Origin of the sequence: Limnobacter sp. SAORIC-690, from assembly GCF_002954425.1 — a bacterium.
GTDB classification, from domain to species: domain Bacteria; phylum Pseudomonadota; class Gammaproteobacteria; order Burkholderiales; family Burkholderiaceae_B; genus Limnobacter; species Limnobacter profundi.
In genome coordinates this window covers 287,411-302,159 of sequence record NZ_MQVZ01000001.1, presented here as the reverse complement: position 1 = coordinate 302,159, position 14,749 = coordinate 287,411, and the positions used below count along the sequence as shown (strand labels likewise).

Here is a 14,749-nt window from a genome sequence, read left to right as displayed (position 1 = left end):
CGAAGCGCTCCTTAACTGATTCAGGAGTGTTGATTATGCAAAGTCCGATTGGAAATCTGCATGCCCAGTTGCAGCACAGTACCGCGGTGCTGGATGGTTTCATCTCTGATGTTCAAACGTTGAAGAAAGAATCCAGTGCTTTGACCAAATCGGTCGACTCGCTGGCAAAAGATTATCTGAAGCAATGCCGACGTTTTGCCACGCCAGCAAGTGTGGCCAATCCGGTGATTCAAAACCTTGAAAACTTGCAGGCATGCAGTAGCCTTGTTTACGACCAGGCTGATAACTTGAAAGGCTGTCTGGATGCTGTGGTGAAAAACAGTTACAAACCCGATTTGAAGCGGGCTGATCAGGGGAAACCTACAAAAATACTGGTTCAAGCCGAACAAGAGGCCGCCACATTTGAAACCCACATTCGTTTGGCAGAGGGTTTGGTGGCCACTGTCTTGCCCAGGCGCGATGCACCAGCCTGCCACAATGCACTGCCCCGGGATTATCAACAGTTGGGTGACCTGAATTCAGCATATCTGGCGGTTCAGGGCTCCATCCCCACCGGTATTCAAACACCACTGCTGGGGCAGTTGCGGGTAGGCACGTTGACGGCTGCAGCCATGCATCTGCGGGATCAAATCGAGTCGCCAAGCGTGCGTCATCGTGTTCAGCCCTTGCCCCTCAGCCAGTAGGCAACGCCGGGTTTTATAATTTCAATCAAGCAGGCGGCTTAGGCCCGGTTAAGCTCGCCTCACCCATTACAATCAAAGTCATGTAGCAACTGTTTTACCCTGCAGGCACCCCATGACTAGCAAAGCAAAAAAAGACCAAAATTCTCAATACCTTGGCAACATCATTCGCATCAAGGGTGCCCGCCAGCACAATCTGAAAAACGTTGACATCGACATCAAAACCGGTGAAATCACCGTGTTCACGGGTGTGTCAGGCAGTGGTAAAAGTTCATTGGTGTTCGACACCCTGTATGCCGAAGGGCAACGCCGCTACGTTGAAACTTTTTCACCCTATGCACGCCAGTTTCTGGACCGCATGGACAAACCCGATGTAGACAGCATTGAAGGCGTGTTGCCCGCCATTGCCATCGATCAGGCCAACCCCGTGCGCACCTCCCGCAGCACCGTGGGCACAATGACTGAAATCAATGATCACTTGAAGTTGATTTACGCTCGCGCCGCCCACCTGCATTGCCGCCAGTGTGGCCAGTGGGTACGTGAAGACACCGTAGCCACCATCAAACAATCGATACTGGACAAGGCCGCTGCGCAAAACGACCCACGCTTGGTGGTTACCTTTCCCGTGCGCGTGCCCGCAAAATTTACGACTCAGGAGATTGAAGATTTCTTGAGCGCGCAAGGTTATACCCGAATTCACCGCGAAACACCGATTAAAAAAGGCCGCAGCGTGGTGGAAAAATTGCTCGATGTGGTGCAAGACCGCTTCCGCGTGGCGGGTGTTGAGGAAAGTCGTTTTAGCGACGCCGTGGCCAGCGCCCTGCACCGCGGCAAAGGCAAAGTGAATGTGTTTGCGCTGCCTGAAACTGGCGATGAAGGGGCTGTAGAACGAGAGCCCTGGCGCTATTCCGAGGGGCTGCACTGCGCCACCTGTGATCTGGATTACTCAAGCCCGCTGCCCAGCCACTTCAGCTTCAATTCCCCCTTGCGCTTGCGACACCTGCCGTGGTTTTGGACGGGTGATTGGAATCGATTATGGCCTTGTTATCCCTGATGAAAACAAATCGCTGGAAGAAGGTGCGGTAAAGCCCTGGACCACGGAGAGTTTCAAAAGCTGCCAGAAAGATTTGGTGAAATTTGCCAAAAAACGCGGCATTGCCACCGATATTGCTTACAAACATTTGCCCGAAGAACACAAGTTGTGGGTGATTGAAGGCGATGCCAATTTTGACGGCAATTGGGACGGTCACTTGTTCTATGGTGTGGCCCGTTTTTTCGAATGGCTGGAAAGTCGCACCTACAAAATGCATGTGCGGGTCATGTTGAGCAAATACCGCAGCTACACCCCTTGCGGGGATTGCGGCGGTGCACGCTTGAAACCCGATTCACTGCTGTGGAAGTTGCCCAGCGATTCTGGCAAGCACAGCATTCATGAAATCATGCAGATGCCGCTATTGAAAGTGGCTCAACTGTTTAAAAACCTGCAACTGCCCGGCGCGCTCGATGAGGCCAGTGATTTGGTGTTGCAAGAAATTCGCACCCGCTTGGGCTTCCTCATTCAAGTGGGCTTGGGTTACCTGACACTGGACAGGCAAAGCAGAACCCTGAGTGGTGGTGAAGTACAGCGAATCAATTTGACCACGGCACTGGGCAGTTCGCTGGTGAATACTTTGTTTGTATTGGACGAACCCTCGGTGGGCCTGCACCCCCGAGACATTGCGCGCGTGGCTCAAGCCATGCAGCGTCTGAAAGAGGCCGGTAACACCTTGGTTGTGGTTGAGCACGACCCGCAATTGATGAACCAGGCTGACAGGCTCGTGGACATTGGTCCAGGCCCGGGTGAAGCCGGTGGCAATATTGTGTTTGATGGCGCGCCCGCCAAAATTGCCCAGGCAAATTCGCTGACTGCCCGCTACTTGAAGGGCGAACTGAAGGTGGTGGAAAACATCGAGCCGCTGGGCGATTCCACAGAGCATATTGCCTTGACTGGTGTGCGCGCCAACAACTTGAAAAACATTGATTTCAAATTGCCGCTGAACCGCTTGGTGGTACTCACTGGTGTTTCAGGTTCGGGCAAAAGTACTTTGGTGCAAGACGTTCTGGTACCCGCCATTAAAAAAATAAAAGGCGAGCCCACAGAGTCACCGGGTGACTTTGATTCATTGGAGGGTGTAGAGCATATTTCACAACTGGCCTTTGTTGACCAAAGCCCGATCGGCAAAACCACGCGAAGCAACCCCGCCAGCTATGTCGGTGCGTTTGACGAACTTCGCAAACTGTTCTCCAAAACAAAAATTGCCGTAGAGCGCGATTACAAACCCGGCTTTTTCAGTTTCAACAGTGGCGACGGCCGCTGCCCCATGTGCGGCGGCAATGGCTTTGAACATGTAGAAATGCAGTTTTTAAGCGACGTGTATTTGCGCTGCGGCGAATGCAATGGCACACGCTACCGGCCAGAGGCGCTTGAAGTGACACTTGAGCGCAAAGGCCAAGTGTTGAACATGGCGCAGGTGCTTGAGCTAACTGTAGACCAGGCCCTTGATTTGTTTGAGAAAGACACCGCACTGCTAAAAACACTGCAACCGCTTGCACAAGTGGGTTTGAATTATTTGCGCCTGGGTCAGCCCGTGCCCACGCTCAGCGGTGGTGAAGCACAACGCTTGAAACTGGCTGGCTTTCTGGCCAACTTGAAGCCCACTGCCAGCGGCCAGAAAGTGGCCAAGCGTGGTGACCTGTTTGTGTTTGATGAGCCCACCACCGGTTTGCATTTTGACGATGTGGCCAAGCTGATGCGTTCGCTGCGCCTTTTGCAGGAAGCAGGGCACAGTGTGCTGATCGTTGAACACAACCTGGATGTAATATGCGCCGCCGATTGGCTCATCGACCTTGGCCCTGAAGCGGGTGAATACGGTGGTGAACTGGTGGCCCAAGGCACACCTGAACAACTTGCAAAGAACAAAGCCAGCCACACCGGCATTGCAATTAAGCAGTATTTGGCGCAAACCAATTTGCTGGATGCTGCCGATTTGAACAAAGGCAGTGATAAAGGTAGTGACCACATGGTGGCCGAGGCTGCCGCCTTGTATGGGCTAAACACGGCAAGTAGCCGCCGAGGTTTGACCGATGGCATTGAAATTTTGCATGCGCGCGAGCACAACCTGAAGAACGTCAGTTTGACTATTCCGCGTGAAAAAATGACTGTAATTACCGGGCCTTCGGGCAGCGGAAAATCCACCCTTGCGTTTGATATTTTGTTTTCCGAAGGCCAGCGCCGCTACCTTGAAAGTTTGAATGCCTACGCACGCCAGTTTGTGCAGCCTGCCGCAAAGCCCGATGTGGATGCTATTTTTGGCATCCCACCCACGGTGGCGATCGAGCAGCGCACCAGCCGTGGTGGTCGAAAAAGTACAGTAGCCACAGTCACCGAGGTGTACCACTTCCTGCGCCTGATGTTCGTGAAGCTGGGCATTCAGCATTGCCCCACTTGCGAAGTGCCCATTGCTCCGCAAAGCATGGACAGCATGCTGGCGCAAATCATGCAGCATTACAAAGGGCAGGAGATTACCTTGCTGGCCCCACTGGTACAGGGGCGTAAAGGTATTTACAACGAAATTGCAAAATGGGCCTTGGACCGCGGTTATGAACGCCTGCGCGTGGATGGTGAGTACGTGCCCACCAACCCCTGGCCCAAATTGGCCCGTTATCAGGAACACCACATTGAACTTCCCGTTAAAACCCTGAGCATTCAAGCCAAAGGTGAGAAAGAACTGCGCGAAGTACTGGCACTTGCGCTGGAATATGGCAAAGGCACAGTAATGGTCGAGGCGCCCGGAAAAAAAGGCGAATCACCTGCCATTCGTTTTTATTCCACCAAACGTGCCTGCCCCAGTTGCGCGCGCAGCTTTCCGGAACTCGACCCGCGCTTGTTCAGCTACAACAGCAAACATGGCTGGTGCGCCAGCTGTTTTGGGGTGGGTGAAGAAGTAGAAGGCTTTGATGCTGAAACCACAGGCGAAGAAGGCAAGTGGCTTTCTGAGCAAGACAAAAGTGCAGACGAAAATGCTGAAAATGAAGAAGGAAGCTATTTGCGGGAAAGCATGGTGTGCGCATCATGCAATGGCCAACGCCTAAACCCCACCGCGCTGGCTGTGAAGTTCAAGAACAACAACATTGCCGAACTGGCCGACCAAACAGTCAGTGACGCTTTGCTGTGGGTGGATCAGCTTGAGTTGGATGAACGTGAAACTGCAATTGCCAAAGACATTCGCATTGAAATGGCTGGGCGATTGAAGTTTTTGAAACAGGTGGGGCTCGATTACCTCCACCTGAACCGCAGCGCGCCCACCCTGAGTGGTGGTGAAGCCCAGCGCATTCGCTTGGCCAGCCAGTTGGGCACCAACCTGCGCGGTGTGTGTTATGTGCTGGACGAACCCACCATTGGTTTGCACACCCGCGACAACCATCGCCTGCTGGACGCGCTTGAGGAACTTCGCGCCAAGGGCAACACCCTGGTGATTGTTGAACACGACATTGACACCATGCAGCGCGCTGATCGCTTGGTCGACATTGGCCCTGGTGCGGGCACATTGGGTGGTGAAATTATTTCCCAAGGCACAGTGGCTGAGGTAACCGCGGACAAAAATTCGCTGACAGGCCGTTACCTGAAGAACCCCATTCCGCACCTGCCAAGCCCCAAACGGCTGGTTGAAAAAGACACAGTACGATTGAGTATCAAGGGTGCCAAACTGCACAACATTACGGGTTTGGATGTGGATATTCCACTGGGCCGTTTGGTGGCCATCACTGGCGTTTCTGGTAGCGGAAAATCTACCCTGGCCCGCGACATTTTGTTGGCCAATATGCGTCAGTACGTGTTGAACCAAAACAAGAAAGGCAAGCCCGTACACAACTGGTTTGCCTGCGATGCCATTGAGGGCGCTGACCAAGTGGCCCGTGTACTGGAAGTGGACCAAACCCCGATCGGTAAAACGCCGCGCAGTTGCCCTGCCACTTATATTGGTTTCTGGAACCGAATTCGCAATGTGCTGGCCGACACCATTGAAGCCCGCATGCGCGGTTTTGCAGCCAACCGCTTCAGTTTCAATGCAGGGCCCGGCCGCTGCCCAGTGTGTGATGGCCAGGGCATGCAAACCATTGAAATGAACTTCCTGCCAGACGTGAAAGTGGTGTGCGAGGCCTGCCGAGGCAAACGATTCAACCCTGAAACCTTGCAAGTCACCTGGCGCGACAAAACCGCTGCGGAAATTCTGAACATGAGTTGTTCAGAGGCGGCGCCGTTTTTTGAGGCGCACCCGGCAATCGCGCAAGCCCTGCAACTGCTGAACGACGTTGGCCTCGGTTACCTGACCATTGGCCAGCCCAGCCCCACGCTGAGCGGTGGCGAGGCGCAGCGGATCAAGCTGGTGACTGAACTGGTGAAGGTGCGGGAAAACAAAGCGGGTGTACAAATGAGCCCGCCCACTTTGTACGTGTTGGACGAACCCACTGTTGGCTTGCATATGAACGACGTGGAAAAGCTGATTGCCGTGCTGCACAGGCTGGTGGACGCGGGCCACACGGTGGTGGTGATTGAACACGACCTTGACTTGATCGCCCAGGCAGACTGGGTGATCGACATGGGTCCCGAGGCTGGCATTGGCGGAGGTCAATTGGTGGCGCAGGGAAGCCCGCAAACGCTGGCCAAGGCGAAAGGCAAGAAAGCGGGGCACACTGCAGCCGCGCTGGCGCAGTTTTACGCCAGTAGAAACTGATATGTATCAATAGCTGGAGGAACTTTCCGGCCGCATTTGTTCCTTAGATGAAAGGGGATATTTCCCCTGTCGTTTTACTGAATTTCAGGCAAGGGGAATACATGCCGGCCAGTTCCTCCGGGGTAGGGAATTCACCCTCCTTACCTCCTCAAAGTGTAGTTGCGGAAAGTGCAGCCAAATCACCCTCTGGCGCAAAGACTGTGGGTGAGGGTGGCCTGTCAAAGGCTGCATCAGCCATTTGGAACAAACTGAGTGCAGACTTGAAGCAGAACCCCGCGCTGCATTGGCAAAATGCACTGAGCACCGCCGATGAACTGGCTCGGTCAGTATGTGGCCAGGATCTTCCCGAAGATTTTCAAGCTGATCTTATCGGCAATCTCAATCTGCTTGAACAAACATTGTTGGGGTTGAAAATTCAATCTACGGACGGACTACTTGTCCCCGGCCCCTATATCAAAGAGCTGCTCTCGGTTTTAAAGTTGAATGTTGTCACCACCTCCAAGCAACTCCAGACCCTTCACAGTCTCAAGAAGAATTCTTCAAATTGACCCCATGATTCAGACTCGGAGCTAATTCGTGACTCAGCATTCTCCTATTTCATCCAATTCAAAAGGCACAGTTGTTCCGCCCATTCCGGCGGCCGCATCCAATAAATCGGTGGTTCAGCCTCGGCCTTCTTCACAGTTGCTTGCAACTCAAACCAAAGCGGATTTCACACGCTCACCACAGGCGCGGCCCAATGTCATCGAGTTACTTACTGAGTGCCATCAGATTGCTGGCACTGAAGAAGTAAGTAATGAGTTGAAATCGATTGTTGATGAGTTGGCGGTTCGTGTTGAAAAACTGGGTGGTGGTCACAAGTCGGATGATGTGAAGAATTTTATCATTGGACTCATGAAAAAAGCAGGCCCAGCAGTGGCTGCAACTCCCGCTGCAGCAACACCAGCAGCAACACCAGCAGCAACACCAGCAGCAACACCAGCAGCAACACCAGCAGCAACACCAGCAGCAACACCAGCAGCAACACCAGCAGCAACACCAGCAGCAACACCAGCGGGTTCCTCAACAGTTTCGCCATCCCCAGCGCCTGCAACGTCAGGAGGGACGGCTACCCCAACCCGCCACACTTCGACATCTTCATTGCCGTCATCGCCACAACCTGAAGTTAAATCCGGCAGTGTTTGGAGTTGGTTGAATCCTCTTAGCTATTTTGGCTCGAAAAGTCAGTCCATTTCCGAGGTGGTGCAGCAGGTCGCCAGCCAGGACGGACTCTCGGGCAAAGTAGTCAAGCTTAAAAAGCAGCTTGAAACTGAAAAACAACAAAAAACAGTTCAGGCAGAACTCAATGCAGAGCTCGCGGCGATTGATGCTTTGTCTGATATCAAAGCGGTGACTACCGTATTTGAAAAACTTAGAACATCAACAGAATTGTTGAAAAAGGTTGTTGAAGCGAGAAAACAGGGTCTGGTTGGCGAACTTCGTCATGTCGAAGTCAGCAATCGAAAACAAGGCAAGTTGCTTGATGAACAGCGGGTTATGCGTTCCACACTTGATGCACTTTCTCCGACCAAAACACTCGAGGGGAAGTATGCCAAACTTTGGTTGACCAAGGTCCGTGACGGATCACAACTGCGTGAAGCAGCGCAATCTGCACAAGCGGGTTACAAACATATCCAAGAACGTTCTTCGCACGTGATCAATGTAACGTTGCCCGAATTGCAGCCTAAAGTGAATAGTCAGGTGGCTAAACTGGAGGCCTTCTCTAAGAAATTAAGCGAACTGAATAATCAACACAATCAGAGCTTAGACAAACTTAAAAGTGATTTGGATGTTGCAAAAAAGGAGGGGCGCGCAGGTGAAGTGTCTCAACTTCGAACCCAGATCGACCACGTGAATGATGCGCTTGGCGACCTCAAGAAATTGAGGAAACAATTTGAGGATATTGAGCATGATGTGGAGTTGGCCGGTGTCGATTTGCGCGCAATCGAAGAATTGGGTGCACGCGTCGCAGTCAATCGGTCGGATGTTAAGGATTTGCCGTTCAATCTGGCGATGTTGGCCAATGGCAAGGAATCCCCCTCCATTGAAAACGGTTGCAGTTTGAACCAGGCCCTTCTTCTGGGTAACTCTGGCTCAGGTAATCATGTTGCGCCTCGAGCTCTGACCCTGAGTCACCGTTTGGCTGAGTTTGGCTCTGATCTGAATCTTTTTCAAAACGAAGGCAATCCCACACCCACTACATCTCGGGGTGACAAGCGTTCGTTCTTGGCTGCTTTGGGCGGCGCGCTGAGGGCCAACGAAGAAAAAAGTGTCAATGATGTGCTCAACTTCATGAGTCGTCCTGAGGGGCGAAAGCATGTGCATCATTTGGCGGCCATTAACTTGGTCGCTGCCGGGTTCAATACCGAGACGCTTTCACTGGATGCGCCTTCGCTGGCTTATAAAGTGGAGTCAGGGTTGAGTGGGCTGAAAAAACGGTTTATCACGCCTACTGGCAAATTTGCTCGCAATCCGGAAGAACACATCGGTGTGCGCCTTACTTTGCTCGGTCATGTGTCCGAAGTGTTGCAGCGGGAGCTATTTCGCAATGGCAAACCAGTTAGTCTTGAGCATGCAGTGATTACACCACAGCACGCCGTAGAGGCATCGTCTTTGATTATTGCCGCTCTTCCCAATGACCTGTTGACGATTCATGGCGACGAAGTGACTCGCTTCGTTGGCATTCTAAAAAAGTTTGAGGCAGAAGTGGCGGCATCGACCAAGGAGAAGCCGCTTGACCCCCGCTCAATGATCGCCTTCAAACGTACTTTGAATGACTTTCATCAACAGGCGGGGCAGTGGCTCACCGAACGAGCCGGGGCGGGCGGGGCCGCAAATTCCCTGGCTTCAGCGCGTCAAATTTCGGCTGATCTTGCCAGCAAAGCGCGTAAAGGTTTCTTCCGGCAAGCGAAGGCTTCAACAGGTAATTTCATTAACTTGGCGGGTGGAAGACTGGTGCGTGAGGGTTGGTCTGCATTCCGAGCCTACGTCGGTCAAATCAACCAGAAAGAGCGCATGTGTCAGGCCATTCGAAGCCCCGTGAATGTGGTGCAGGTAGCCCAGATGAAGCGGGATTTGATGGCTTTGGCCGAGAAAGAGCCGGGTTCGAGCGCGAACGCAAAAGCATTGATCTCTTACCTGGACGGCCGTTCCTTGAATGTTGAATTGAAAGACCCGTTGAGTCCCCGAATGATTATTGAATTGAAGCGCACCGGCGATTTTTTACAGAAAGCCTGGGCGCCTGTTTCAAAGGGCAAACAAGCTCCCACGGTCATCGGTTTGTCCGCATCTCAAACCAATGAAATTCCTGGTTTCGTCCACACCAAGCTGAGTCAGTTTGTAGGCAATCCCTTGTCGGGTTCGCAATCTTCCACGCCCGAGTCCGCACCGACAGTTGTTCCGGCGCGTAGCGGGGCAGCAGCAACCTCTTTCCGTGTGGAAGCCACCAATAAATTATCTAATAATCAGTGGGTTGTGGCCATGTGGGGCAAGGTGTTGAACCATGCAGGTCAACCAAGAACCAAGCAACTGCACAATCTGCAAAAAGATTATGAACGGGTGTTTCTCACAAATTACCCCGAGGGGGCGAGTCCACCCAGCGAAGTTGAGGTCAAGAAATACCATGAGAACCGCAGTGCAATGGCAGCCATTTCTGCGCATATTGCCTCGGAGGTCAAAGATATCCCGTCAGATATCGTCTCTAAAATGAAAGAGTTAACACCATTGCTGCTCGACATTACTCGAGGGCATGTTTTGACTACTGAATTGGCTGACCTTAATACGCGAGTCTTGCAGAACGTGGCGCCAGACAAGAATCGTTGCTGGTTGCGATCTGCATGGGGGGTGGCAGCACAGGCGTTGTCCAAAGAGGACTTTACAACACGCGTATCACAAATTGGCAGCGATCTGACCACAAGCGAGATTCAGGAAATTTATGATCAAACCACGAAGGCTCCCTTAAGCGGCATGATAAACAATCCTGCGCTTGAGAATAAGCAAGTTAACTTGATGATCGGAATTGCCAAAAAGCAGGCAAAGGCTTGGTCGAGTGATGCGCGAGCCACTTTGCAGGCCCTTGAAGCGAAGCGTGAGGTACAGGCAGAAGGTGATTTCGGTGCGGCATTTTTGAACGCCTTGAGCCTACCGGTGGTAATAAGAAACGGAAACGGCGATGCTCCTGATATTTATTTGCCCGAGAATTTTTCAGTTGATCAACAAGGCCATCCTGACACTTGGCCAACACTTCGATACGACGGAACCGGCAATACCGGCCACTGGCAGTTTTATCAGAAACCAGCAGCCGCTTAAGTAAACAGAGCAAGAAAGCAATATTGGTGCTTAACTTTTCTTCTGCCCAATTTTGCTTTCTTTGCCTGCAATCAAATTGGCAATGTTCTGCTTGTGTCGATAGATGAGCAATGCGGACATAATCGTGATTGCAGCAGCCTGTCCATTAATTCCGAACAGCAGCACGTTGTAGAACACTGCAAACAGCGCGGCGATCAACGCTGCCAACGAGGAGTAGCGGAAGAAGTAAGCAATCACAATCCAGGTAATGGCGGTGGCCAGGCCCAGTACCCAGTTCAAGCCAAGCAGCACGCCCAGCGCGGTGGCCACGCCTTTACCCCCTTCAAATTTGAAGAACACCGGGTATAGGTGACCAATAAACGCAGCCAGTCCAATCCAGGCAATGTCGGTACGGCTGTAACCCAATTGGTCTTGAAAATGGAAGGCCAAGGCCACAGCGAGCGTGCCTTTCAAGGCATCACCCAACAAAGTTAGCACGGCTGCTTTTTTGTTGCCGCTTCGCAGCACATTGGTGGCGCCAGGATTTTTTGAGCCGTAAGTGCGTGGATCGGCCAAACCCACGAATTTGGAAACAACCACTGCGAATGAAATAGAACCAATCAAATAGGCGATCAGCAGGCCAGCGGCAAAATTAAGCAAAGGTGTCTCCTTGTTGTTGGGCTTTGGCGTCGATTTTAGCGACTTTTTGATCGTGGGTGGCTTTGATTGAGCAAGGTGTGCAGGTGTTCTTTGGCCACATGGGTGTAAATCTGAGTGGTGCCTATGTCGGCATGGCCAAGCAGCAATTGCACCACCCGCAGGTCGGCGCCGTGGTTGATCAAATGCGTGGCAAATGCGTGCCGCAACACGTGGGGGCTGACTGTGGTGTTGATTCCAGCAATCAAGGCCAGGCGCTTTATGTTTTTCCAGAAGCCTTGCCGTGTCATCGGTGTTCCAAAGTGGGTTACGAATAAAAAGTCGCTGGTTTTCCCCTTCAACAACTCACCACGGGCCTGCTGCAAATACAGCTGAATCGCCAGCCTTGCAGGTTCGCCCATGGGCACCAAGCGTTCTTTCTTGCCTTTGCCCAGCACTTTCACTGCCCCAACATTCAGGTCGATTGCGCGTAAGGGCATGTTCACCAGTTCACTGACCCGCAGGCCGCTGGCGTACATGAATTCAAGCATGGCCTTGTCGCGCTGCCCTGCAGCGTTGCTCAGGTCGGGTGCGGCCAGCAGGTCCAGTACTTGTTTCTCGCTCAGGGTTTTGGGAATGCGCAAGCCGCGTTTGGCACTTTGCAGTTGGGTGCAGGGATTGTCTTCGCGTTGCTTGGTGGTGTTCAGCCACAAATAAAAACGTTTGTAGCTGCTTAGTTTTCTGTTCAGGCTGCTGGGCTTTAATTCCAGCAGGTCGTGTACATGGTTGCGGATGTGTTCACTGCTGGTTTGCAGCAGGTTTTCCGCAAACTGTTCGTCCAGCCAGTTTCCCAGTTGTTGCAAGTCGCTGCGGTAAGCCTGCAGTGTGGCTTTGGCCAATCCTTCTTCAAGCCACAAAGTGGTGCAGAATTCGTCGATGAGATCGGCATTGCTCTTCATTGTGGTGCTGTCTGCATGTGAAAATAAAGGTCATGATACCTTTAGCAGCACCGAGGAGTTTTGTTTTATGTCGATCGCTGATCTTCGAAAAGACTACACCCAAGCCACACTGGACGAAGCCGACGCCCTGGCCAATCCACTCGACTTCTTCAAGCTTTGGTTTGACCAGGCTTTGACTGCGGATTTGCCCGAACCCAATGCCATGACACTTGCGACGGTCAATGCAAAGGGGCGACCCTCGGCCCGTATTGTGTTGATCAAGGGGCTGGATGCGCGCGGCATTACGTTTTTCACCAATTATGAAAGCCGCAAGGGCCAGGAGTTGGCGCAGAACCCGCATGCAGCCATTCTGTTCCACTGGACAGAACTGGAGCGACAGGTGCGGATCGAGGGGCGGGTAGAGAAGTGCAGTCCCGAAGAGTCTGATGCCTATTACCTGTCTCGACCGGCAGGTAGCAGATTGGGTGCTTGGGCTTCGCCGCAAAGCCAGGTAATCGATTCCCGTGCTGTGCTTGAAGCCAGGGTGCGTCAGGCTCAGGAAGAACAGCAGGGTGACCCGCAAACGCGGCCACCATTTTGGGGCGGTTACCGTTTGGTGCCCGATTTTTTTGAGTTTTGGCAGGGCCGTCCATCGCGACTTCACGATCGCCTGGCCTACACCTTGCAAGGTGATTCATGGGCAATGTCCCGCCTTGCTCCTTGAGGAATGAGTAAACCTGTTCATGGTCAATAGCAAAACCGGCAAAGCCGCCACACCTCCACTGAAAGTACTCTTGGTCGACGAAGAACCAGGCCGCGCTGCCATACTGGAACGCGCCTTGCTTGATGCAGGTTATGTGTTGGTGTCCCGTCTCAGTTCTGCTGATCGTTTGGTTGAGCATGTGGCGGTGTCCCAACCCGACATCGTGATTGTGGACATCGACTCGCCCGATCGCGATTGCCTGGAAAACATGGCCGTGTTGTCGCGTAGCAATCCCAAGCCGGTCATCATGTTTTCGGATGAAGACAACGAAGAGACGATTGCCAGCGCCATCAAGGCTGGCGTGAGTGCCTACGTGGCCGACGGTATGAACCCGGATCGGGTTCGACCCATTGTGCAGGTGGCGGTGGCGCGTTTTCGTGAGTTTCAGGCGCTAAAAAACGAGTTGCAGAAAACCCGGGATCAACTTGCAGACCGCAAGCTGATTGACAAAGCCAAAGGCCTGTTGATGAAGCACCGCAATTTTAATGAAGACGAGGCCTACCACGCCATGCGCAAGCTTGCCATGGAGCGTAATCAGCGTTTGGTTGACACTGCCCGCAACGTGATTGAGGTGTTTGAAATGTTGGGCGGAGGTGGCTTGTAATGCAACAGGAAATTCGCATCGGCGTGATCGCCTTGACTGATTCTGCGCCGTTTGTGGTGGCCCAGAAAACGGGTTTTTTCGAGGCGGAGAATTTGACTGTAGAACTGGTCAAGCAGGCGTCTTGGGCTACGCTACGCGACAAGCTCGCCTACGGTGAAATTGATGCGGCACACATGCTTTCGCCCATGGCTATCGCTCTTCAGTTGGGTTTGGGTGGTTCTCCCAAAAAAGATGTATTGGCACCATTGGTGTTGAATCGGAGTGGCAATGCGATTACGGTCAGCAAGGCCTTGGCGGCGTTGATATCCGGGCTGGTCGAGGGTGAAACCCTTGGCTCAGCCTTGCGTGCGGCAAAATCCCGGGGTGAGCGTGTGATGGTATTCGGCACGGTGTTCCCGTTTTCGATGCACACCCTGCAGCTGCGCCGTTGGTTGCGCTTGAACGATGTTGACCCGGATCAGGATGTGCGCTTTGAAGTGGTACCGCCGATCCGCATGGTGGGTTCATTGCAGGCGGGTTTGATTGACGCCTTTTGTGTTGGAGAACCCTACAATTCCTTGGCAGTGAATGAGGGTTTGGGCACTATTGTGGCGACATCAAATGGTTTGTGGCCCAAGGCCCCAGAAAAAGTCTTGGGTTGTACCCGTGCATGGGCTCAAGAAAATCCCGAGGCGATGACCGGTTTGACGAATGCTTTGCGTCGCGCGTGTTTGTGGTTGGAAGGTGGCATGGAGAATCGCAGCAAGGCAGCCGCTTGGTTGTCTACTTCGGATCATGTGAATTTGCCAGGCTCCGTACTTGAAATGGCTTTGTTGGCGACGATCAAGGGTGGGACCGATCCGTTCATTCAGTTTGACGGCGCTGAGTTGACCGAAGATCAGCGCCCCATGTTTGAATCGCTGGTGGTTGAAACCCATGCCTTGACCAGTTCGCGCCCCCTTGACGCCATACAGTTTGCAAGCGGCCTGAAGCCATTCGGTTTCTAGCCAATTGCATGGCGCCGATGTCGTGATTACACTTAAGCAGTAATG

At 52.8% G+C, this 14,749-nt stretch carries 8 protein-coding genes and 1 pseudogene; 7 read left to right on the top strand and 2 right to left on the bottom strand.

Going from position 1 to position 14,749, the window contains the following annotated elements:
* The first annotated feature begins 35 nt into the window (after positions 1–35).
* From BSZ31_RS01370 to BSZ31_RS01350, 4 genes and pseudogenes are all read left to right on the top strand, one after another.
* Positions 36–683 carry a hypothetical protein gene (locus BSZ31_RS01370; RefSeq protein ID WP_105027211.1) on the top strand — a complete coding sequence of 216 codons (648 nt, stop codon included), beginning with the start codon at positions 36–38 and terminating at the stop codon, positions 681–683.
* 112 nt (positions 684–795) lie between these two features.
* Positions 796–6,451, top strand: a pseudogene (gene uvrA, locus BSZ31_RS01365) (excinuclease ABC subunit UvrA).
* Positions 6,452–6,552: 101 nt separating this feature from the next.
* Positions 6,553–6,999: a hypothetical protein gene (locus BSZ31_RS01360; protein WP_105027210.1), complete on the top strand. Its 447-nt coding sequence runs from the start codon at positions 6,553–6,555 to the stop codon at positions 6,997–6,999.
* Between the two features lie 136 nt (positions 7,000–7,135).
* On the top strand, positions 7,136–10,798 hold the full coding sequence (locus BSZ31_RS01350; protein WP_168426798.1) for a hypothetical protein: 3,663 nt from the start codon (positions 7,136–7,138) through the stop codon (positions 10,796–10,798).
* Between the two features lie 30 nt (positions 10,799–10,828).
* Here the strand turns inward: BSZ31_RS01350 and plsY are convergent, their stop codons facing one another.
* Both plsY and xerD read right to left on the bottom strand, forming a co-directional pair.
* Positions 10,829–11,437 carry a glycerol-3-phosphate 1-O-acyltransferase PlsY gene (plsY, locus tag BSZ31_RS01345; RefSeq protein ID WP_105027207.1) on the bottom strand — a complete coding sequence of 203 codons (609 nt, stop codon included), beginning with the start codon at positions 11,435–11,437 and terminating at the stop codon, positions 10,829–10,831.
* A 35-nt stretch (positions 11,438–11,472) separates the two neighbouring features.
* Complete coding sequence (gene xerD / locus BSZ31_RS01340) at positions 11,473–12,372, bottom strand: site-specific tyrosine recombinase XerD (protein ID WP_105027206.1); 900 nt, start codon at positions 12,370–12,372, stop codon at positions 11,473–11,475.
* 67 nt (positions 12,373–12,439) lie between these two features.
* On the opposite strand from xerD, the gene pdxH reads away from it, so the two are divergent.
* From pdxH to BSZ31_RS01325, 3 genes are read left to right on the top strand one after another with little or no spacing between them, the layout of a single operon-like run.
* Entirely contained in the window at positions 12,440–13,075 is a 636-nt protein-coding gene (gene pdxH / locus BSZ31_RS01335; protein ID WP_105029697.1) for a pyridoxamine 5'-phosphate oxidase, read from the top strand.
* A 19-nt stretch (positions 13,076–13,094) separates the two neighbouring features.
* Positions 13,095–13,718 (top strand): ANTAR domain-containing response regulator, encoded by a 624-nt coding sequence (locus BSZ31_RS01330; RefSeq protein WP_105027205.1) that lies wholly within the window; start codon positions 13,095–13,097, stop codon positions 13,716–13,718.
* On the top strand, positions 13,718–14,704 hold the full coding sequence (locus BSZ31_RS01325; RefSeq protein ID WP_105027204.1) for a CmpA/NrtA family ABC transporter substrate-binding protein: 987 nt from the start codon (positions 13,718–13,720) through the stop codon (positions 14,702–14,704). Before BSZ31_RS01330 ends, BSZ31_RS01325 begins: the two co-directional genes overlap by 1 nt.
* Positions 14,705–14,749 lie beyond the last annotated feature (45 nt).